Source organism: Stenotrophomonas sp. AN71, assembly GCF_050435725.1.
Lineage (GTDB): Bacteria > Pseudomonadota > Gammaproteobacteria > Xanthomonadales > Xanthomonadaceae > Stenotrophomonas.
Genome location: NZ_JBNDKU010000003.1, coordinates 317,693 through 337,259 on the forward strand (window position 1 = coordinate 317,693; position 19,567 = coordinate 337,259).

Genomic DNA, 19,567 nt, shown 5'->3' on the forward strand with positions numbered 1-19,567 from the left:
CGACAAATGTTTGACGCACAGAATGGGAATCAGGTGGGCAGCAGCGTGTGCGGGCCGGGCAGGACCAGGCGGAAGCAGGAACCGCCGGCCGGCACCGGAATGTAGTCCAGGCGTGCCTGGTTGGCGCGGCACAGTTCGCGGGCGATATACAGGCCCAACCCGGTGCCGTGCTCGGAGGTGGTGAAGAATGGTCGGAACAACTGCGCGGCCACGCTTTCGGGAATACCCGGACCACGATCCATCACGTCGATCACCGCGCTGCGTTCGTGCTGGGCCACGCGCAGCCGCACGCGCGCGGGCTGCTGGCCGATGCGGCCGTACTTGAGTGCGTTGTGTACCAGCACGGTCAGCACCTGGTAGAGATGCTTGGTATCGACCTGCGCCGGCACCGAGGTGTCGTTGATGATCGGCTCGATGCTGTCCGTTTCCAGCGTCTGCCCCTGCTTGTACTCCAGCACGAAGCGGCGCACGAAGGCGGCCAGGTCGACGTTCTCGGGCGTGGCGCGCTCGCGCCGGGCCAGGCCCAGCACGCTTTCGACGATGCCGTTGGTGCGCTGGCACTGCTGGCGGATGATCTGCAGCAGGCGGCGGTCGCTTTCGTTGAAGCCGGTGCCTTCCTCCAGCAGCTGTACCGCGTAGCTGATCGCCGCCAGCGGATTGCGGATTTCGTGGGCGAGGCTGGCCGAGAAGCGACCCATTGCTGACAGCGTGAGTGATTCGGCGCGGCGCGAGACCACGCTGGAGTCGTCCAGGAAGACCAGGGCCAGGTCGCTGCCGGCCAGCAGCCGCGCGAAGCGGGGCTGCACTTCCGGCTGGTCGGGGTTGAGCTGCAGCGGCAGTTCGTCCTGGGCCCAACCGTTGCGCCAGCGCTGCAGGCGACGGGCGAGTTCCGGTGCGGCGCTGACCAGATCCAGGCGGCCGCTTTCGCCGCTGCCATCGCTGTCGCCGAGCAGCACCGAGGCGGCCTCGTTGGCCAGTGTGATGCGGTTATCGGCGTCGACCACCAGCACGCCGGTGCGCATGCGGCGGATGATCAGCTCGTTGATCTGGAACAGGTTGGCCACTTCGTCGCCGCGCTGGTTGGCCAGCTGCTGGTTGCGGCGCGCGCGGTTGCCGACCTGGTAGCTGATGAAGGCCAACGCCAGGTAGCTGGTGGCGAACATCGCCAGTTCAGCCAGGGTGCGGGTGGGGTCGCCGCCTTCCAGCAGCTTCCAGGTGTATTCGACGCCGGTGGCCAGGCTGGCGGCCAGCGCCAGACCCAGCCCCAGGCTGAGCGGCAGCAGAGTGGCTGCAGCGGCGATGTTGAACAGCAGCGACATCGAGATGCCGGCGCTGGCCCCGGGCAGGGCATGCGACAACAGGGTGGCGGCGACGATGTCCACCAGCACGCCGCTGACCACGATCGGGCGCAGCCAGCGTTCGTTGCGGCCGATCACCAGCGCCAGCAGGGACAGCACCAGGTAGATGGCGGCGACGGTATCGGCCAGCCGTGGGTGGTGGGCTTCGCCGACCATGGCCGACAACGGGCTGTAGAGCAGGGCGGCGATGACCGAGGCGATCAGCACCCGGTACAGCGCGAAGAAATACAGCTCGCGCCGCGGAATCGATTCGATGCGGTCGATCAATGATGCACTGGGTGACACGCCGGAACTCCCCTTCTGGCTGCCTGGAACTGGGTTTTGACGGCGGTGGCCTACAGCGTAGCCGATGTTCCCCCGATCATCGGATGCTACCGGGCGAGTATAGGCCCCACGCTGCCCGGGGGGGGCCGTTCCCAGGCGCCGGGCAGGGGGATTTGCTGCGCAATCGGGCCGGGACCGGAGCGGGTCGGGAACCGGCAGGCGCCCGCAACTGCCTGAATGACGTTGGAAATCTGGCCGGGTCTGGCCATTTGTCCATACTTCTTTGCGCCCCGGCGCTGGCTCGGCCACAATAGTGGGCCCGCCGCGGTCCATGCCGGCGCCCCGCCGGGGCCCTGAGGAATTGCGTGCGGTCGTTCCTATTCCCACGGTGACGCATGAATTTCCACGAATACCAGTCAAAACAGCTGCTTGCCGAGTACGGCATCCCGGTCCCGGCCGGCAAGGTCGCGGCGACCCCGGATGAGGCGGTTGCCGCTGCCAACGCCCTGGGCCAGGGCCCCTGGATGGTCAAGGCGCAGATCCACGCTGGCGGCCGCGGCAAGGCTGGCGGCGTCAAGTTCTGCAAGACCACCGACGACGTGAAGGCCGCTGCGGCCAAGATGCTCGGCACCAAGATGGCCACCTACCAGACCGCAGGCGTTGAACTGCCGGTCAACCTGGTGCTGGTGACCACCGCCGGCGAGATCGTCAAGGAACTGTACCTGTCGGTGCTGGTTGACCGTGGCACCAAGACCATCACCTACATCGCTTCTTCGGAAGGCGGCGTGGAGATCGAGCAGGTCGCCGCTGAAACCCCGGAGCTGATCCACTCGCTGAACGTCGACTTCGTCGAAGGCGTGCAGGGTTACCACGGCCGTGATTTCGGCTTCAAGCTGGGCCTGACCGCCAAGCAGGCCGGCCAGTTCGCCAACATCATGGTGAACCTGTACCGCCTGTTCAACGAAAAGGACCTGGCGCTGGTTGAAATCAACCCGCTGGCGATCCTGGACGACGGCAACCTGTACGCACTGGACGGCAAGTTCGACAGCGACGACAACGCCGCGTTCCGCCAGAAGGCCCTGGTCGCCATGCGCGACAAGACCCAGGAAGATCCGACCGAAGTGATCGCTTCGGAGCTGGACATCAACTACGTCACCATGGACGGCAACATCGGCTGCATGGTGAACGGCGCCGGCCTGGCCATGGCCACCATGGACGTCATCAAGCTCAACGGCGGCGAGCCGGCGAACTTCCTGGACGTGGGCGGCGGTGCGAACAAGCAGCGCGTCATCGAAGCGTTCAAGCTGATCCTGTCCTCGGACAAGGTCGAAGGCATCTTCGTCAACATCTTCGGCGGCATCGTCCGCTGCGACATGATTGCCGAAGGCATCATCGCCGCCGTGAAGGAAGTGGGCGTCAAGGTTCCGGTCGTGGTGCGCCTGGAAGGCACCAACGTGGAAGAAGGCAAGCAGCTGCTGCGTGACAGCGGCATGGCCATCATCCCGGCTGACAACATCAACGACGGTGCCAAGAAGGTCGTCGAAGCTGTCAAGAACGCCGCCTGATCCGACACCGAAGGAAATCCAATGTCAGTTTTGATCAACAAGAACACCAAGGTGATCGTGCAGGGCTTCACCGGCCAGCAGGGCACCTTCCACGCCACTCAGATGATCGAGTACGGCACCCAGGTTGTCGGCGGCGTGACCCCGGGCAAGGGTGGCACCACCCATATCGACCTGCCGGTCTTCAACACCGTGGCCGACGCCGTGCAGAGCACCGGCGCCAACGCTTCGGTCATCTACGTGCCGCCGCCGTACGCGGCTGACGCGATCCTGGAAGCCGCTGCTGCTGGCATCAAGGTCATCGTCTGCATCACCGAAGGCATTCCGGTGCTGGACATGCTGCGCGTCAAGAACGTGCTGACCCGCTCGCATCCGGACACCGTGCTGATCGGGCCGAACTGCCCGGGCGTCATCACCCCGGGTGAGTGCAAGATCGGCATCATGCCGGGTCACATCCACAAGCCGGGCAAGATCGGCATCGTGTCGCGTTCGGGCACCCTGACCTATGAAGCGGTCAAGCAGACCACCGAAGTCGGCCTGGGCCAGTCCACCTGCATCGGCATCGGTGGTGACCCGATCAACGGCCTGAACTTCGTCGACTGCCTGAAGCTGTTCAACGAAGATCCGCAGACCGAAGGCATCATCATGGTCGGCGAAATCGGCGGTGACGCTGAAGAAGCCGGCGCCGAGTACATCAAGAACCACGTGAAGAAGCCGGTCGTCGGCTTCATCGCCGGTGCGTCGGCTCCGGCCGGCAAGCGCATGGGCCACGCCGGCGCGATCGCCTCGGGCGGCAAGGGCACCGCGGAAGGCAAGTTCGCCGCCATGGAAGCTGCTGGCGTCGTCACCGTGCGTTCGCCGGGCGACCTGGGTGCTGCCATCGCCAAGCTGGTCAAGTAAGACCGCTGGGCGGGGGACTGTAGAGTCGACTGTTGGTCGACGGCTCTTCCCACCGGCTGCTGCAAAAACAGAAAGGCCGCCTCCGGGCGGCCTTTCTGCGTCTGGCGCCCTGGGCCATCCCGGCAAGCCCATCCACGCATGGCGTGGATCTACTGAGTCCGGGCTGTCCACGCAGTGCGCGCGCCCGGCGCGCGCATGGCGCGGCGTTACAATGGCGGCATTGCAACCACAGGCTGGATTCCCATGGCTTCGATCCGCATCGCGATGGCGCAGTTCGACTTCCCGGTCGGCGATGTCGCCGGCAACACCGAGCGCATCATCGAGATGATCGGCCAGGCGCGCGACGAGTACGGCGCCGAACTGGTGATGTTTCCCGAGCTGGCGGTGAGTGGTTATCCGCCGGAGGACCTGCTGCTGCGCCCGGGCTTCCTGTACGAATGCGAGCAGGCCATGGCCCGCATTGCCGCGGCCTGCCGCGGTATCACCGCCGTGGTCGGCTGGCCGCAGGCGGCCGGTGCGGTGGTCTACAACGCTGCCAGCGTGCTGCGCGATGGCCTGGTGGAACAGACCTACCGCAAGCGCGAGCTGCCCAACTACGCGGTGTTCGACGAGCGCCGCTACTTCGATGTGGATCCGGACGGCGGCAGCTGCGTGTTCGAGGTCAATGGCATTCCGGTCGGCCTGCTGATCTGCGAGGACCTGTGGTTCGCCGAGCCGCTGGCCGACACGGTGCGCACCGGCGCGCAGCTGGTGGTCGTGCCCAATGCCTCGCCGTACGAGCGCGGCAAGCATGCCCAGCGCGATGCGGTGCTGGCCGCACGTACGCGCGAGAGCGGCGCAGCGATCGCCTACCTCAACGTGGTCGGGGGCCAGGACGCGCTGGTGTTCGACGGTGCCTCGGTGGTGGCCGATGGTGATGGCACGGTGCATCCGGCCGCGGCGGCTTTCGTCGACCAGTGGCTGGTGGTGGAGTACGACGGCGCCAGCCGCCGCTTCATGCCGCACGTGTGGATGGATGACGGCGACGAAAGCATGGATGCGCTGGCCTGGCGTGCGGTGACCCGCGGCATCCAGGATTACTGCCGCAAGAATGGCTTCAAGAAGGTGTGGCTGGGCCTGTCCGGCGGCATCGATTCGGCGCTGGTGCTGGCCATGGCCGTGGACGCGATGGGCGCCGAGAACGTGACCGCCGTGCGCCTGCCATCGCGTTACACCGCCGGCCTGTCCAACGACCTGGCCGCCGAGCAGTGCCAGGCGCTTGGCGTGAAGCTGGAGGCGGTGTCGATCGAGCCGGCGTTCAAGGGCCTGATGGAATCGCTGGCGCCGATGTTCGAGGGCACCGCGCCGGACGTGACCGAGGAAAACCTGCAGTCGCGCAGCCGCGGCGTGATCCTGATGGCGCTGGCCAACAAGTTCGGCGGCCTGCTGCTGACCACCGGCAACAAGAGCGAGTACGCGGTCGGCTACGCCACCATCTATGGCGACATGTGCGGTGGCTATGCGCCGCTGAAGGACCTGTACAAGACCGAGGTGTTCGGCCTGTCCAAATGGCGCAATACCGTGGGTGGTGCGCCGGTGATCCCGCCAGCGGTGATCAGCCGGCCGCCGTCGGCCGAGCTGCGCGAGAACCAGCTGGACCAGGATTCGTTGCCGGCCTACGACGTGCTGGACGGCATCCTGTACCGCTACATCGACCAGGAACAGTCGCGCGGGGAGATCGTCGCGGCCGGCTACGACGCGGCGGTGGTGGACCGCGTGCTGCGCCTGGTGCGCATCAGCGAATGGAAGCGGCACCAGGCCGCACCGGGCCCGAAGGTCTCGCGCCGTGCCTTTGGTCGCGAACGCCGTTACCCGATCAGCAACGGCTACAAGGGCTGACAGGGGCGCCGGGCATGGCCCGGCGCTGCGGGGGGCGCGTCTCCTCCACGCATGGCGTGGATCTATGGGGCGTCGTTGAGCAGTTTTTCCAGGCCAGCGGTTTCGGCGGCTTCATCGAAGGCGCCATCGGCCAGCCGCGCACGTACGAAGGCCAGGGCATCGGCGGCAGCCGCATCCAGCGTGCCCTGGTGGTTGACCGGGTACTGCCGGAAGGCCACCGGCTCGCCACGCAGGGCCAGCCCGGCGGCGTACAGCAGGGTGGTCAGGTAGGGCACATCGCGGTCGCCGGTGCCGTGGGCCAGCATCAGCGGCTGGCTGAATCCCCGCCGTGGCACGCCCAGGTAGTCGTGCAGCAGCGTCCAGATGCCGGGAACCGAGGTAAGCGGGGCAATGAACATCTCCCCGGTGCTGGCACCCTCCAGCTGCGCGGCCAGATCGGTCAGGCAGTGCTGGCGCGCCAACGCGATGCGCGCACGCCCCTGCGCGCTCAGCACGCGGTCGATCTGCGGCGCCACCTGCAGCAGGCCATCGAGCAGGTAGGCATGATAGGCATTGGGCCCGCCCGGATTGGCGGTGCGGCTGTCGGGCCGCATCACCAGTGCGGTCATCTCCACGGCGGTGGGTGTGCCGGCGGTGAAGCTGCCCTTGTACTGCAGGCCGGGGCCGGAATACGTCGGTGCCAGGTGGCCGGCGCTCAACGCCGCCGCGCCGCCCTGCGAGTAACCCACCGAAACCCAGCGCGGTGACAGGCGGGTCCCCAGGAACTGGTGACTGGCCTTGACCAGGTCGATGGCATTGCGGGCGGCAGTGCGGACATGCAGATAGGCGTGGTCGCCAGAGCTGCCCAGCCCTTGGTAATCGGCGGCGACGACGGCATAGCCCTGGGCCAGGAAGTGGTCCAGGAAGCGCCCGTCGCGCTCGGGATGGGTGGGACCGGAGACGGACGGGGCGCAATGATCGGCGACGCCCTGGGTGCCATGTGCCCAAGACACCACGGGCCAGCCGCCGGCCGGCGCCGTACCGGCAGGCAGGTACAGCAACCCGGTGCCCTCGGCCAGCCGGTCGTGGTGATCAGGAGTGCGGTAGCTCAGCAGGTACGCCTGGGCGGCCCGCGACGGTACCCAGTCGGCGCGGTAGGGGGCCGCGGTGAGCAGATCGCCGGGCTCGGCGGCCAGGCTGGCAACCGGCAGGGCCAGCAGGGTGGCGGCGAGGGGGGCCAGCAAGGGCCGGATGCGGAAAACGGTTGAGGTCATGCGGACTCCATGCAGGCGGGAATGGCCGTGCGCTGGAGTGTGGAGGGCCGTGCGGGTTCGGTTTGGGAGCGGCATCGCAACGGCTGCGGATTCGTAGAATTCCTAGTGCCCAGGTCCAGGGGGGCGCCCGCCATCCACGCACGGCGTGGATTCACCGGGCAAAAAAAAGGCCCCTTGCGGGGCCTCTTCTTACTTCTTTTCCAGTCGCGCGTTGCGCTGGCCGGTGCTGGCGGACTTCTCGCCGGCAAACGGGTTCAGCTTGCGGATCATCCACGGGTACTTCGGCCAGTTGCCTTCCAGCCACGGGTGGTCCGGCTGGTTCAGCTGCAGGACGCGACGGGCGTCATCGGCCAGGGTCTTGTTGCCCAGGTGGGTGTAGGAATCGGCCAGCACGGCGACGGCGTCGTACTGGAAGGCGCTCTGCGGGTAGGTTTCCAGCAGGTAGTTGGCGCGGCCCACGGCCGAGACCCAGGCGCCGCGGCGCATGTAGTACAGGGCGTTGTCCAGTTCGTGCTGGGCGAACACGTCACGCAGTTCCAGCATGCGCTTGCGCGCATCGGCGGCGTAACGGCTGTTCGGGTACCGGTCGACCACGATGTTGAAGTCCGAGTACGCCTGATGCGGCGTGGACAGGTCGCGGCGGCTGGCGTCCAGCGACCATACGCGGCGCAGGAAAACCGTACTGCGATTGGAGTTGGCCAGGCCACGCAGGTAGTACAGGTAGGCGATGTTGCGGTGCGTGGGGTAGGTCCGGATGAAGCGGTCGACGCTGGACACCGCGTCATCATGCTTGCCGGCCTTGTACTGGGCGTAGGCGGTTTCGATCATCGCCTGCTCGGTGTACGGGCCATAGGGGTACTGGGCCACCAGGCGGCGGAAGCTGCCTTCGGCGCCGCTCCAGTTGCCACCCTGCATCAGCTTGTGGCTCTTTTCGTACAGCTGTTCAACCGGCACGCCTTCGTCAGGGCGATCACCCTTCTTGGCGCCGCGGTGGCAACCAGTGGCGGCGATGACCAGCACCAGCAGCAGGGCGGTGAGGCGGACGGGCGCGGAGAGCATTGCGGAGCGTCGGATCATGAGGTCGAGGCGGGACGCGGCTGGAATACGAAGGGTCGATGATAGCCTAGTGTCCTGTCCAGCGACTGAAACCGGCCGCCGGGACCCCAAAATTTCAAAGAATGCCCCCTGCCATGTCTGAACAACCCTCTGAATCGGCCCGCCAGGCCATCGTCCCCGACACCGCCGCCGGCCGCCGTTTCGACGCCGTCGTGGCCGAACTGTTCCCCGAATACTCGCGTTCGCGCCTGACCGAGTGGATCAAGGCCGGCGAGGTCCTGCTCGACGGCGCCCAGGTCCGCCCACGCGATCCGCTGCGTGGCGGCGAGGTCGTAACCCTCAACGTGGTGCTGGAAACCCAGACCGACGCTCTGCCGGAGGACATCCCGCTGGACGTGCTGTTCGAGGACGAGTACCTGCTGGTGATCAACAAGCCGGTCGGCCTGGTGGTCCACCCCGGCGCCGGCAACCACAGCGGTACCCTGGTCAACGCGCTGCTGTTCCGCGACCCGTCGGTGGCGGTGCTGCCGCGTGCCGGCATCGTGCACCGCCTGGACAAGGACACCAGCGGCGTGATGGTGGTGGCCAAGACGCTGGAAGCGCAGACCGCGCTGGTCGAGCAGCTGGCCGCACGCGACGTGCACCGCCAGTACCTGGCCATCGTGATGGGCGCGCTGGTGGCCGGCGGTACCGCCGATGCCCCGATCGACCGCCACCCGCGCGACCGCCTGAAGATGGGCGTGCGCGAGGACGGCAAGGAAGCGGTGACCCATTACCGCCTGCGCGAGCGCTTCCGAGCGCACACCGCGCTGGAATGCCGCCTGGAAACCGGCCGTACCCATCAGATCCGCGTGCACATGGCGCACCTGCGTCACCCGATCGTGGGTGACCCGCTGTACGGCGGTGCGCTGAAGCTGCCCAAGGGCGCCAGCGACGAGCTGGTGGCCGCGCTGCGCGGCTTCAAGCGTCAGGCGCTGCACGCCGAGACGCTGGAGTTCGTGCACCCGATCACCGGTGAGACGGTGCGCAACACCGCGCCGGTGCCGGCCGACATGCTGCACCTGATGAAGGTGCTGCGCGAAGACAGCGACGCCTTCGCTGCGCGCGAGCGGGATCGCTGGTGATGACGGCCGCGCTGCCGTTGCTGCAGGCGGACTGGCCGGCGCCACCGGGCGTCCATGCACTGACCACGCGTCGGCATGGCGCAGGCATCTCGCCGGCGCCGTTCGCACAGTTCAACCTGGGCAACCGGCACGCGGCCGAAGGGGATACCCCGGCCAACGTCGAGCACAACCGCCAGGTGCTGCAGCAGGGGCTGGCATTGCCCTCGGCACCGCACTGGCTGCGCCAGGTGCACAGCAGCACCGTGCTGCGCTTCACTGCGCCGCCGGTGCCTGGCGTCAGCGAACCGGTGGCGGATGCGGCGGTGACCTCGGTACCGGGCGTGGTGCTGGCGATCCTGACCGCCGATTGCCTGCCGGTGGTGTTCGCCGCAGACGATGGCAGTGAAGTGGGTGCGGCGCATGCCGGTTGGCGTGGGCTGGCCGACGGCATGCTGGAGGCCACCGTGGCCGCCTTGCAGACGCCACCGGCGCGGCTGCGGGCCTGGCTGGGTCCGGCTGCGGGGCCGGCCGACTACGAGATCGGCGAAGAGGTCTACCACGCCTTCGTCGGCCATGATCCGGCTGCTGCAATGGCCTTCGTTGCCACCCGCACGGGCCACTGGAAGGTGGACCTGTTCGCGCTGGCGCGACAGCGGTTGCAGTCTGCGGGCATGGACCCGGCGCAGGTGTATGGCGGTACGGTGTCGACCATGGCCGATCCGGACCTGTATTCGCACCGGCGCGATCGCTGCACCGGCCGCATGGCTACGCTGGCCTGGATTGCCCCCTGACCGCGTCGTTGTTCGCGCGCGTGCTGGGGCCAGCCTTCGCCACCCTGGCGGCCCCGGTGCAGGCGCTGCATGCCGCGCCGTTGCCCTGCCGCTATGTGGGGCAGGCGCGGATCGAGCGTGGACGGCACTGGCTGGTGCCGTTGCTGGCTGCATTGGCGCGGTTGCCGAAGGACGGCGATGCCCTGCCGACCGAGGTGGTGTTCAGCGCGGACGGGCAGGGCGAACGCTGGGCGCGATGCTTCGGCCGCTGGCCGATGGTGTCGCGGCTGTGGGCGCACGAAGGCCGTCTGCGCGAGCAGTTGGGTGCCGTGCGCTTCGAGTTCGACCTGCAGGCGCGTGACGGCGGCATCGACTGGTCGGTACGGCGGGTCTGGGCATTCGGGCTGCTGCCGCTGCCGGCGCGCTGGTTCGGCGGCGTGCGCTGCCGTGAGGCCTGGCACGGCCAGCGCTACACTTTCCTGGTCGACGTGACCTTGCCCTGGGCAGGAGCCCTGATCCGCTATGAAGGCTGGCTTGAAGCGCAGTGAGGCCGCCGCCGGAACCGGCAGCGCGGTGATCGTGTTCGACGGGGTCTGCGCGCTGTGCAACCGCTGGGTAGGTTTCCTGCTGCGTTTCGACCGTACCGGGCGCTATCGCTTCGCGGCGATGCAGGGCACGCAGGGCAGTGCGCTGCTGCGCGCGCACGGGCTGGACCCGCAGGACCCGGCGTCGTTCCTGCTGATCGATGCGCACGGCGCCTGGACTGATACCGACGCGATCCTGCGTGTGCTGGCGGGGCTGGGCGGCGCCTGGCGCTTGAGCGGCGCGCTGCGTGTGCTGCCACGTCGCTGGCGCGATTCGGCGTATCGCATGCTGGCCCGCAACCGCTACCGCTGGTTCGGGCGCCACGACGCCTGCCACCTGCCGACACCCGAACAGGCCGCGCGATTCCTGGATTGACCCAAAAGGGGACGGAGGGGATCAAGTCGTTCATGCATGAACGACTTGATCCCCTACGTCCCCTTTTTCTCAGTCGAGCAGCTGGTAGCCGATGCGGCGGTTCTGTGCGCGACCGCTGTCGCTGCGATTGTCGGCCACCGGCTGATCCTGCCCGTAGCCGACCGCCACCAGCGTGGTGGGATCCACGCCCAGCGCCTGCAATGCCTGTGACACCGCCTCGGCGCGCTGCACCTTTGGTTTCCGCCGGCGTGTGGCCGGCAGCCGTAGTGACGGTCGGTCAGCCTTCCAGGGCGTCCAGGTAGCTGCGTCGCCAGTGGTTGATGTCGTAGGTGCGCAGGTGTTCCATCATCGCGTGCCAGCGCTCCTTGCGCCTGCGCAACGACATGGTGGCGGCGGTGGCGATGGCGTCGGCCACGCCATCCAGATCGTGCGGGTTGACCAGCAGGGCCTGCTTCAGCTCGTCGGCGGCGCCGGCCAGCAATGACAGCACCAGCACGCCGGGATCCTCCGGATCCTGTGAGGCCACGTACTCCTTGGCCACCAGGTTCATGCCATCGCGCAACGGCGTCACCAGCCCGACCGCCGCTGCCCGGTAGAAGCCGGTCAGCGTGGCGTGGGTGAAGTTCTGGTTGACGTAGCGCAACGGTGTCCAGTCGGGCTCGGCATGGCCACCGTTGATGTGGCCGGCGATCTGTTCCAGCTGGCTGCGCAGCTGCCGGTACTCGGTGACATCGCCGCGCGAGACCGGGGCGATCTGCAGATAGGTCAATGAGCCACGCTGGTCGGGGTGACGCTCCAGGTAGCGTTCGAAGCCGAGGAAGCGTTCGGGCAGGCCCTTGGAGTAATCCAGGCGATCCACGCCGATCGCCAGCTGGCGGTCGCGCAGGCTGGCGCGCAGCTTCTTCACCGTGGCCTTGGAAGCGGCAGTACCGGCCTGGCGCGCGATCAGCCCGGTGTCGATGCCGATCGGGAAGGCCGCGGCACGGAAGCGGCGCCCACCGGGTGCTTCCAGCGCGCCGTTGTCCAGCACGCGGCCGCCACCGAACAGGCGCAGGTAGGTCTGGAAGCGATCGGCATCACGCTGGGTCTGGAAGCCGACCAGGTCGTAGGCATACAGCGCCGAGAACAGGCGCAGGTGATCGGGCATCGCCTGCAGCAGGTCGGCCGAGGGCATCGGAATGTGCAGGAAGAAGCCGATGCGGCAGCCGATGCCGCGCTCTCGCAGCAGCGCGCCGAGCGGGATCAGGTGGTAATCGTGGATCCAGACGATGTCGTCCTCGCGCAGCAGCGGCGCGAGTTTGTCGGCAAACAGTGCATTGACCTTGTGGTAGGTCTCGCGGGTGCCGCGATCATAGTCGACCAGATCCAGACGGAAGTGCAGCAACGGCCACAGCGTGCGATTGGCGAAGCCGTTGTAGTAACCATCGACCTCGCGCTTGCTCAGGTCCAGGGTGACAAACTCGATGTCACCCTCGGTCTGCCGGTGCAGCGTGCCACTGCCGTCGCGCACGCTCTTGCCGCTCCAGCCAAACCACATGCCGCCGCGCTCCTTCAGCGCTGCCAGCAGGCCCACCGCCAGGCCACCGGCACGGTTCTCGCCCGGTACCGCTACCCGGTTTGAAACCACTACCAGACGACTCACGATGCCTCCTGCCAGGACCGCGACAGGCGCATCGCGGCGGTGATCAGGCCGACGTGCGAATAGGTCTGCGGGAAATTGCCCCAGGCTTCGCCGCTGTCGAAGGCCAGATCCTCCGACAGCAGGCCCAGATGGTTGCGCTGCTGCAACAGCGTCTCGAACATTGCACGCGCCTCGTCCATGCGCCCGATCGCCGCCAGCGCGTCGATGTACCAGAAAGTGCAGATGGTGAAGCTGGTTTCGGGCTCGCCGAAGTCATCCGGCGCGACATAGCGATACAGCGAATTGCCATGCTTGAGGTCGCGGCCGATGGCCTCGACGGTGGCGATGAAGCGTGCGTCCATGGCATCGATGAAGCCGATGTCGGCCAGCAGCAGCAGCGAGGCATCCAGGCGATGGCCGCCGAAGGTATCGGTGAAGTGGCCCCGTTCTTCGCTCCACGACTCGCCCATGATACGTGCGTGGATGGTATCGGCACGCTCGCGCCAGTAGCGGGCGCGGTCGTCGCGCTTCAGGCGCACGGCGATCTTGCACAGACGGTCGCAGGCGGCCCAGCACATCGCACTGGTATAGGTGTGCACTTCAGTGCGGCCCCGGAATTCCCACAGACCGGCGTCGGGTACATCGTGCAGGGCGAACGCCTGTTCGCCGAGCGGTTCCAGGCGGGCGAACGTGTGCGCGTCTCCCGGATCCTGCAGGCGCCGATCGAAGAACAACTGTGTGGACGCCAGCACCACGCTGCCGTAGACATCGTGCTGGCGCTGCACCCAGGCCAGGTTGCCGCGACGCACCGGGCCCATACCGCGGTAGCCGGACAGGCTGGGCACTTCGTCTTCGTCCAGCTTGGCTTCAAAACCAATGCCGTACAGTGGTTGCAGGGTGCCGTCAGTGGTAGCCAGATTGAAGATGTAGCCGAGGAACTGTTCCATCGTGCGCGTGGCACCGAGGCGGTTCAGCGCGCGCACCACGAAGGCAGCGTCGCGCAGCCAGCAGTAGCGGTAGTCCCAGTTGCGCACGCTGCCAGGCGCTTCCGGAATGGAGGTGGTCATTGCAGCGATGATCGCGCCGCTGTCCTCGTATTGGCACAGTTTGAGGGTGATCGCGCTGCGGATCACCGCATCCTGCCATTCCAGCGGGATGGACAGATAGCGCACCCACTCGCGCCAGTAATCGCGCGTTCGCTGGAAGGCTTCCTGCACGTAGCCGCTGATCGAGCGGTTGAGCGATTCATCCACGCCCAGGATCAGGTGGACAGGATGGTTGAGCACGAATGGCATGCCCTCGCGGACCATGCGTACCGGAACGTCGGTGGTCAGGCGCAGCACGTGCTCGGGGAGGATCCAGCGCACGTGGTTGCTGCCCCAGGTGGATTCGGGTACCCGGGCACCCCAGTCGGCCAAGGGCCGTGCGCGCACGGTAATGCGTGGGCTGCCGGCCAGCGGCCGCACCTGACGGATCAGGCTGACCGGGCGATAGAAGCGATCGTTCTGCCGCCAGCGTGGGGCGAAGTCGAGGATTTCCAGCGCACCGCCGTGCACATCGCGCAGCACGGTACGCAGGATCGCGGTGTTGGTGAGGTATTCCTGTTCGCTGTCGGCGAAATCCTCCAGCTCGATGGCGAAATCGCCGCCGGTCTGCTGGTTGGGGCCGAGCAGGGCACAGAAGGTGGGGTCGCCGTCGAAGGTGGGCAGGCAGCTCCAGACAACGCGGGCCTGTTTGTCGACCAGGGCGCCGAAGCTGCCGTTGCCGACCACGCCCAGATCAAGATCGGGTTGGGTCATCACGCGGTACATCTCGGTTGCGGCCGTGGGGTGGCCGGGGTCAATAGGCATTCTCACGCAGCCAGGCGTGCACGCTGCGTATGTCAGGCAGGGCGAACACTGCCGCGCTGGGCTCACGTTCGCCGACCAGCACGCTCCAGCCATGCTGGGTATTGGCGGCGTCGAAGCCGAACTCATCGGTCAGGTCGTCGCCGAGGAACACCGGCAAGCGGCCACGGAAGGGCAGGTACTGCATCATCCGGCGCACTGCACGGCCTTTGTCGGTGCCCACGGGCACGAACTCGACCACATGGTCGCCTGGTTGCAGGCGGTAGCTGGTACGGCCCCGCACGTGGCGATCGGCGAAGGCGCGGACATCGCTGGCTGCGTGCGGCGCCCCCCGCCAGTGCAGGGCCAGGCCAACACCCTTGTCCTCGATCAATACGCCGGGATGGCCGTGGGCGAAGCGCATCGCCTGTTGGTGCAGCGCGTGCAGCCATTCGGCGGTGTCGTCGTCGTGCTCGTCGCGCAGGACATGCCCGTCGTGGCCACGCAGTTCGTGGCCGTGCAGGCCGGCGGCAGGCAGTTGCAGGGGAGCGAACAGCTGGTCCAGCTGTTCGAGCGGGCGGCCACTGACCAGTGCCACGGCACCTTCCAGGCGGTCGCTGATGCGGCCGATGGCTTCACGCACATCCGGCAGCAGCTGCACGGCATCCGGGCGTGCAGCGAATTCGATCAACGTACCATCGACATCGAGGAACAACGCACAGGCGTCGTCCAGCAAAGGCGGTGGCGGACGCAGGGGGAGCGATTCAGCCATGACGCCCAGCTTGCCAGCGTGAGCGTGTACGTGGGGTCGAGGGCAGGCTACTGCCTTGCTTCGATGAGTGCCGACCGTTGGCCGGCACGATGGTCGGCCTGCATTGAATCCAGGCAGTGCGGACCAACGGTCCGCACCCACCCAATGCGAATCCGCGCCCAGAGCAATCAGAACGTGTAGCGGACGCGGCCGTAGTAGTACGCGCCGTTGCTGCCGATCGGCGACAGCACGTCGTAGGGCAGGTTGCCGAAGTAGTGGATATCGCTGTTGGATCGATCCGGGTAGTTGTCGGTGAGGTTCTGCCCGCCAATGGCCACGCTCCAGCGCGGGGTGATGCGGTATTCGACTTCCGCATCCAGCTGCCATTCGGCCTGGTAGGTCTGGCGCGGGATGTAGCCGTCGCCGAAGTTGAACACGCGGGTGACGCTGCCATAGCGGTTCACCCGGCTGCTCAGCGACCAGTGGTCGTTGCTCCAGGCCGCCGAGAAACTGCCACGCGTGCGCGGCGTGGCATCGGTGAGGGTGTTGGTCTCCTCGATGCCGAACAGCACGTAGCTGGGGTTCAGCGCCTGCAGCTGCGCCGGCGTGGCCAGCACGTTCTTCAGTGTGGTCTTGGTGTAGGCGTAGGTACTGGTCAGCAGCAGTTGACCATCGCCCAGCGACTGGCGCCAGTTGCTCACCAGCTCTGCGCCACGGGTGCGGGTATCGGCGGCGTTGACGAAGAAGCTGGCGCTCTGCAGGCCGCTGACGCCGTAGTTCGCGGCCACGTAGTTGGTCAGTGCGTCGCCGGTGATGCTCTCCGACAGCGCGATGCGGTCGTCGATGTCGATCTGGAAGAAGTCCAGCGACAGGTCGAAGTGCTCGCCGATGCGGCTGGTGAAGCCGAGCGAAGTGTTGAGCGATTTCTCCGGCTTCAGGTCACGCGCACCGAGCCCGCGTGCGATCGGATTGTTGACCGACAGCAGGCGGCCCTGTACCAGCTGGCCACCGGCGTTGTAACCGGTGGAGGTGGATTCGTAGCCGATCTGCGCCAGCGACGGCGCGCGGAAGTTGTTGGAGATGGCGCCACGCAGGGCGAACGCGGGGGTGAATTCGTAGCGCAGACCGAGCTTGCCAGTCAGTTCGCCACCGAAGTCATCGCTGTGCTCGTAGCGTGCAGCCAGATCGGTGGAGAACTTCTCGCCGAACTGGCTGGACAGGCTGGCATAGGCGCTGGCCACGTCGCGCGACAGCGTGGCCGCGTCCTGCGGGGTCAGACCGCCGCCGGCCTGCGAACCGGTCGGGCGATCGGTGTACGGGCCTGCGGCATAACTGGCCGGGTCACCCGGACGGGTCTGGTAGCGCTCGTGGCGTGCTTCCACGCCCAGGCCGAGCGTGTGGCTGATGCTCTCGCTCTGGGTGAATACACGGCTCAGGTCGAGGTTGCCGACGGTCTGCGCGTACTCGTAGTCGGCGGTCTTGAAGCGGGTCGGACTGGTCGGGCCCAGCGAGGCGTTGAGCGAATCACGCAGGCGGTAGGTGAAGTCGTTCTGGCCGTAATCCAGGCTGCCGTCATAGCTCCACTCGCCCCACTGGCCACGCACGCCGGCCACGGCCTGCACGTCGCGGTTCTCGCCTTCGGAGATCGGCCGGTAGCCGTTCGGATAGACCTGCTTCCAGTTGGCATCGCCGTCGGGGTAGCGGAAGTAGTTCGCGCCTTCGGTGTCACGCTGGTTGAAGGTGCCGAACGCGTAGAAGGTGGCGGTCTGGCCGACCGGGATCTCGGTGTTCAGCCACAGGTTGATGTCCTTGCTCTTGCCATCGCCCAGCACGTAGTTGCGCTTGCCCTGCAGCGCCAGGTTGTCCGGCGTCTGGTCCCACGGCGGAATCTGGTCGAAGCCGGCGCGGTTGGTGCCGTTGCGGTGCTTGTACTCCAGTCCGACGCGCAGGAAGCCGCCATCCTCGCCCAGCGAGGTGCCGACCTTGGCACTGATGTTGCCGGTCTGGCCGTCGGTGAGGGTGCGCCCGATCGGCTTGAGGTCGGTGTGGTTGGCACCGTAGCTGGCTTCGATCTCGCCACCGTCGCCGCCGTTGTCGAGGATCACGTTGATCACGCCAGCGACCGCGTCGGAGCCATACAGCGCACCGGCGCCATCGCGCAGTACTTCGATGCGCTTGATCGCGCTGACCGGGATCGAATTGAAGTCGACCGGGGTGGTGCCCTTGCCGATCTTGCTGTCGGTGTTGACCAGCGCGGTGTGATGACGGCGCTTGCCATTGACCAGCACCAGCAGCTGGTCCGGTGACAGGCCACGCAGCTGTGCGGCACGCACGTGGTCGGCGCCGCCGGAGTTGGACTGGCGCGGGAAGTTGAACGACGGCAGCAGCGCCTGCAGCGCACTGCCCAGTTCACCGTTGACCACGCCGGCCTTGCGGATGTCCTCGGCGGTGAGCACATCCACCGGGGAGGTGGATTCGAGCACGGTGCGGTCGGCGGCGCGGGTGCCGGTGACGATCACCGTGTCCAGGTTGGTGGCGTCCTGGGCCAGGGCCGGGACGGCGGCGGAGGAAAGCGCGAGGGCGATGGCGAGGCCGAGCGGCGACACGGAGGGACGGGCGGACATGGGGGCTCCAGCAACAACGACGGCGGGGAAGGGGAGATGTTTTCACTTACATCCATCCGGATGAAGCGATATATTATCTTCGCGTGATGACCGGTGCCGATGCAAGCCCCTGCCGGTCCGGCATGAGCTGATGCCCTGTCGGCATCAGCACGCCGGGCCGGTGGCGCTGTACGCTGCCGGCTCGCCCTGTCCCCCTTCCCCGGAGCTGTACCGATGAAACACCTTGGCCTCGTCTTCGCCGTGCTGCTGGCCACCAGTGGTTGCGCCAGCCTGTCCTCGCAGGCGCCCAGTGCTTATGCCACCGCCGCCACCGCCGAACTGAAGGGCGATGCCGCGCGTCCGTCCGCCGGCCACGGCTGGGTGCGCAGCGAGCTGTATTTCGGAGTGGGCGAGGAGCAGGGCGCGGGCAACCGTCCGCAGGCCGACACCATCAGCGAGGCGCAGTGGCGCACCTTCCTGGACAAGGAAGTGACCCCGCGCTTCCCGGATGGCCTGACCGTGTTCGATGCCTACGGCCAGTGGCTGTTCCGCGGCGATGCCGCGCCCAACCGCCTGCGCACCAAGGTGCTGGTGGTGCTGCATGAGGACACCCCGCAGCGTCGCGCCGATATCGAAGCGATCCGCCTGGCGTGGAAGCAGCAGACCAAGCATCAATCGGTGCTGTGGTCGCGGCAGCCGGTCGAGGTATCGTTCTGAGTTGAAGGTGCCGCTGCGGTGCCGCAGGGAGCGATGATGAAACACAGGGAATGCGTGCTGGGCCTGCTGCTGGCAGGACTGCTGGCACCGTCGGCGCAGGCGAGTGGCGACGATGGCGAAATGCTGCGGTTCCAGGTGGCCACTCACGTGCAGGCGCATGCCGATCCGCAGCAGGATGGCAGCATCGCGGTGCAGCTGTCGCCGTCGGGCAAGCGCCAGGTGCTGGCGGGCGCGGCGGATGCCGACGGCAATTCGCGGTGGTCTCTTGAAGACGTCGATTTCGATGGCTATCCGGAACTGGTCGTACGCGCATCGGTGGGCATGGTCAACGAGGCGGTGACGGTGTACCGGTTCGATCCGGCCAGTGCTTCGTATCGCGCACTGCAGGCTGAAACCCACGGCAAAGACAGCTGCGGTGACCTGATGGGGCTGAGCGTGGACGTTGCCACCCGCACCCTCACCAGCAGTTGCCGCAGCGGCCCGATGTGGTACGCCGACCAGTACCGGTTCGCGGGTGCGAAGCCTTACCTGTACCGCGCCGAGAACGTGTTGATGCTGGGCGATACATTGAACGCCGCGCTGCGGTGGGAACAGACCGAAGAACAGGGCCCGCTGGCGGTCTGGCGCACCTATGATCCTGCCGGCCGTGTGCTGGAGAGCGCGATTGCCGATGGCCTGGGTGCACCGCCCGATGGACCGCTGCAGGGTCAGCAGGCCTCTGTGGTGGCGGCTCGCCTGTTCCTGTTCGACCGGCCCGGCGCATCCAGCACCAAGCGCTACCTGGTGCAGGGCGACCGCGTGGAACTGTTGGATGAACAGGACGGCTGGGTGAAGCTGCGCTACCGCAACCCGAAGCAGGGCGCGGTGGTGGGTTGGATCAACGTCAACGACTAAAAAAAGGGGACGGAGGGGATTAAATCGTTTGTGGCACAAACGATTTAATCC

The 19,567-nt window shown here is 67.0% G+C and carries 17 protein-coding genes; 9 read left to right on the forward strand and 8 right to left on the reverse strand.

Features of this window, described 5'->3' with window-relative positions:
* Window positions 1-29: 29 nt before the first annotated feature.
* On the reverse strand, window positions 30-1,643 hold the full coding sequence (locus ABH900_RS07390) for a sensor histidine kinase (RefSeq protein ID WP_429622234.1): 1,614 nt from the start codon (window positions 1,641-1,643) through the stop codon (window positions 30-32).
* Between the two features lie 374 nt (window positions 1,644-2,017).
* On the opposite strand from ABH900_RS07390, the gene sucC reads away from it, so the two are divergent.
* The 3 genes from sucC (at window position 2,018) to ABH900_RS07405 (ending at window position 5,962) form a co-directional block, all read left to right on the forward strand.
* Entirely contained in the window at window positions 2,018-3,187 is a 1,170-nt protein-coding gene (gene sucC / locus ABH900_RS07395) for an ADP-forming succinate--CoA ligase subunit beta (protein ID WP_429622235.1), read from the forward strand.
* Between the two features lie 21 nt (window positions 3,188-3,208).
* Window positions 3,209-4,084, forward strand: coding sequence for a succinate--CoA ligase subunit alpha (gene sucD / locus ABH900_RS07400; RefSeq protein ID WP_017356169.1), 876 nt, complete (start codon window positions 3,209-3,211; stop codon window positions 4,082-4,084).
* Between the two features lie 243 nt (window positions 4,085-4,327).
* Entirely contained in the window at window positions 4,328-5,962 is a 1,635-nt protein-coding gene (locus tag ABH900_RS07405; RefSeq protein ID WP_429622236.1) for an NAD+ synthase, read from the forward strand.
* A 62-nt stretch (window positions 5,963-6,024) separates the two neighbouring features.
* On the opposite strand, the gene ABH900_RS07410 is transcribed toward ABH900_RS07405, so the two are convergent.
* Together ABH900_RS07410 and ABH900_RS07415 are read right to left on the reverse strand one after the other, a co-directional pair.
* Complete coding sequence (locus tag ABH900_RS07410) at window positions 6,025-7,215, reverse strand: lipase family protein (RefSeq protein ID WP_429622237.1); 1,191 nt, start codon at window positions 7,213-7,215, stop codon at window positions 6,025-6,027.
* A gap of 189 nt (window positions 7,216-7,404) precedes the next feature.
* Window positions 7,405-8,292, reverse strand: coding sequence for an outer membrane protein assembly factor BamD (locus tag ABH900_RS07415; protein ID WP_429622238.1), 888 nt, complete (start codon window positions 8,290-8,292; stop codon window positions 7,405-7,407).
* A gap of 113 nt (window positions 8,293-8,405) precedes the next feature.
* Here ABH900_RS07415 and rluD point away from each other — a divergent pair, with 113 nt between their 5' ends.
* Genes rluD through ABH900_RS07435 form a run of 4 tightly spaced genes read left to right on the forward strand, consistent with a single transcriptional unit; the run spans window position 8,406 to window position 11,104 of the window.
* Complete coding sequence (gene rluD / locus ABH900_RS07420) at window positions 8,406-9,395, forward strand: 23S rRNA pseudouridine(1911/1915/1917) synthase RluD (protein WP_429622239.1); 990 nt, start codon at window positions 8,406-8,408, stop codon at window positions 9,393-9,395.
* The gene (pgeF, locus tag ABH900_RS07425) at window positions 9,395-10,165 is read left to right on the forward strand and encodes a peptidoglycan editing factor PgeF (protein ID WP_429622240.1); all 771 of its coding nucleotides are present in this window, start codon (window positions 9,395-9,397) and stop codon (window positions 10,163-10,165) included. The genes rluD and pgeF overlap by 1 nt, the downstream gene beginning before the upstream one ends.
* A 20-nt stretch (window positions 10,166-10,185) precedes the next feature.
* Complete coding sequence (locus ABH900_RS07430; RefSeq protein WP_429622347.1) at window positions 10,186-10,692, forward strand: DUF4166 domain-containing protein; 507 nt, start codon at window positions 10,186-10,188, stop codon at window positions 10,690-10,692.
* On the forward strand, window positions 10,667-11,104 hold the full coding sequence (locus tag ABH900_RS07435) for a thiol-disulfide oxidoreductase DCC family protein (RefSeq protein ID WP_429622241.1): 438 nt from the start codon (window positions 10,667-10,669) through the stop codon (window positions 11,102-11,104). Before ABH900_RS07430 ends, ABH900_RS07435 begins: the two co-directional genes overlap by 26 nt.
* Window positions 11,105-11,173: 69 nt before the next feature.
* Here the strand turns inward: ABH900_RS07435 and ABH900_RS07440 are convergent, their stop codons facing one another.
* The 5 genes from ABH900_RS07440 to ABH900_RS07460 all read right to left on the reverse strand — a co-directional run bounded on the left by ABH900_RS07440 (window position 11,174) and on the right by ABH900_RS07460 (window position 17,926).
* The gene (locus ABH900_RS07440) at window positions 11,174-11,335 is read right to left on the reverse strand and encodes an OmpA family protein (protein ID WP_429622242.1); all 162 of its coding nucleotides are present in this window, start codon (window positions 11,333-11,335) and stop codon (window positions 11,174-11,176) included.
* 46 nt (window positions 11,336-11,381) lie between these two features.
* Window positions 11,382-12,746, reverse strand: a complete 1,365-nt coding sequence (gene otsA, locus ABH900_RS07445; RefSeq protein ID WP_429622243.1) for an alpha,alpha-trehalose-phosphate synthase (UDP-forming) — start codon at window positions 12,744-12,746, stop codon at window positions 11,382-11,384.
* A complete protein-coding gene (locus ABH900_RS07450) occupies window positions 12,743-14,524 on the reverse strand; it encodes a glycoside hydrolase family 15 protein (RefSeq protein ID WP_429622244.1) in 1,782 nt (593 codons plus the stop codon). The genes otsA and ABH900_RS07450 overlap by 4 nt, the downstream gene beginning before the upstream one ends.
* Before the next feature lie 40 nt (window positions 14,525-14,564).
* The gene (gene otsB, locus ABH900_RS07455) at window positions 14,565-15,323 is read right to left on the reverse strand and encodes a trehalose-phosphatase (RefSeq protein ID WP_429622246.1); all 759 of its coding nucleotides are present in this window, start codon (window positions 15,321-15,323) and stop codon (window positions 14,565-14,567) included.
* 167 nt (window positions 15,324-15,490) lie between these two features.
* Entirely contained in the window at window positions 15,491-17,926 is a 2,436-nt protein-coding gene (locus tag ABH900_RS07460) for a TonB-dependent receptor plug domain-containing protein (protein ID WP_429622247.1), read from the reverse strand.
* 213 nt (window positions 17,927-18,139) lie between these two features.
* Between ABH900_RS07460 and ABH900_RS07465 the strand changes: the two genes are divergently transcribed.
* Entirely contained in the window at window positions 18,140-18,622 is a 483-nt protein-coding gene (locus ABH900_RS07465; RefSeq protein WP_429622248.1) for a DUF3574 domain-containing protein, read from the forward strand.
* A gap of 36 nt (window positions 18,623-18,658) precedes the next feature.
* Window positions 18,659-19,516, forward strand: a complete 858-nt coding sequence (locus tag ABH900_RS07470) for an XAC2610-related protein (RefSeq protein WP_429622249.1) — start codon at window positions 18,659-18,661, stop codon at window positions 19,514-19,516.
* Window positions 19,517-19,567 lie beyond the last annotated feature (51 nt).